The following is a 1,264-nucleotide window of genomic DNA, read 5'->3' on the forward strand; positions in this document are numbered from 1 at the left end:
AAGATCTTGCCCCATCTCTTTCTTTCTCTTGGAGTTTAAACAGAATGTAATGCATATCGCGATTTGTTCCGGTGTAGCAAGAATATCCAGTCAGGAGAAAAAACGAAGGGAGACATCCACTTTAATATTAGTAATTTAAACCAAATCTTATGAAATTTCTCAAACAAGTGGTTGGTATCGATGTAGCTATGAAGGAACTGGTGTGCAGTTTCGGTGTTCTTTCCGATGACCTAGATGTTAAACTCAAATTCAATGATGTATTCAAAAACAATGACAAGGGGTTTATCAAATTGATTAAGTGGGCAGAAAAATGTGCTTCAGCTGAAATAGAAATTCTATTCGTGATGGAAGCTACAGGGGTTTATCATGAAAAGCTTGCAAACTGGCTTTATGAAAGATCCAAAAAGGTTGTTATAGTTCTTCCAAATAAAATCAGTAATTACGCAAGAACACTTGATATCAAAACTATAACTGATAGAACAGCTGCAGAAGCAATATCTCGCTTTGGACTTGAAAGGAATCTGGAGACTTGGCAGCCACCTCGTCAGATTTTCAGGAAAATTAAGCAACTGACACGGGAAAGGGAACAGATTGTAGCTGAAAGAACGATTATTAAAAACCAATTACATGCAGAAAACTCCGAAGCTTTCCCTAACCTGGGCACGCTAAAAAGGCTGAACATGAGAATTAAATTACTCAACCAACAGGAAAAAGAGATTAAAAAGGAGATCAGCGATCTGATCAGAGAAGATGAAAAGCTCAAAAAACAGATTAACGACTTAACCACAATACCCGGCGTAGGAGAGCTTACTGCTTCGATTGTTTTGGCTGAAACCAACGGCTTTGAATTCATCCGCAATAAAAGACAGCTTACAAGCTATTCCGGATTGGATGTAAAAGAAAAACAGTCGGGAATATCGGTTAAAGGAAAGCCTAGAATATCAAAAAAAGGAAATAGGTATCTTAGGAAAGCATTACACCTACCTTCTTTGACGGCGGTAAAACACTGCAAACTTTACAAAGACAACTATGCCAGACTAGTAGGAAGACATGGTATAAAAATGAAAGCACTTGTAGCTGTTCAAAGAAAATTACTGGAACTAATGTATATACTTTATAAAACAGAATCGGTTTTTGATATAGATTATGAAGAAAAAAGAAAGGCCCTGCCAGAAATAACAGGACCTTTTGAATCTAGCTTAAGCTGATTTACAAATCAAAGGTAAAAAATTTAGATTTTATTTGAAATTTAACACAGAATCTT

Annotated in this window: 1 protein-coding gene; it reads left to right on the forward strand. The window is 36.2% G+C overall.

All coding sequences use genetic code 11. From position 1 onward, the window contains the following. Positions 1–149 precede the first annotated feature (149 nt). The gene (locus tag MM239_RS20770) at positions 150–1,208 is read left to right on the forward strand and encodes an IS110 family RNA-guided transposase (RefSeq protein ID WP_241350245.1); all 1,059 of its coding nucleotides are present in this window, start codon (positions 150–152) and stop codon (positions 1,206–1,208) included. Positions 1,209–1,264 lie beyond the last annotated feature (56 nt).

It is taken from the genome of Belliella filtrata, assembly GCF_022549775.1.
GTDB lineage: Bacteria > Bacteroidota > Bacteroidia > Cytophagales > Cyclobacteriaceae > Belliella > Belliella filtrata.

What these genes read in the sequence shown, in the direction of transcription:
- MM239_RS20770 (WP_241350245.1), top strand. Translation starts at nt 150, where the DNA reads ATGAAATTTCTCAAACAAGTGGTTGGTATCGATGTAGCTATGAAGGAA.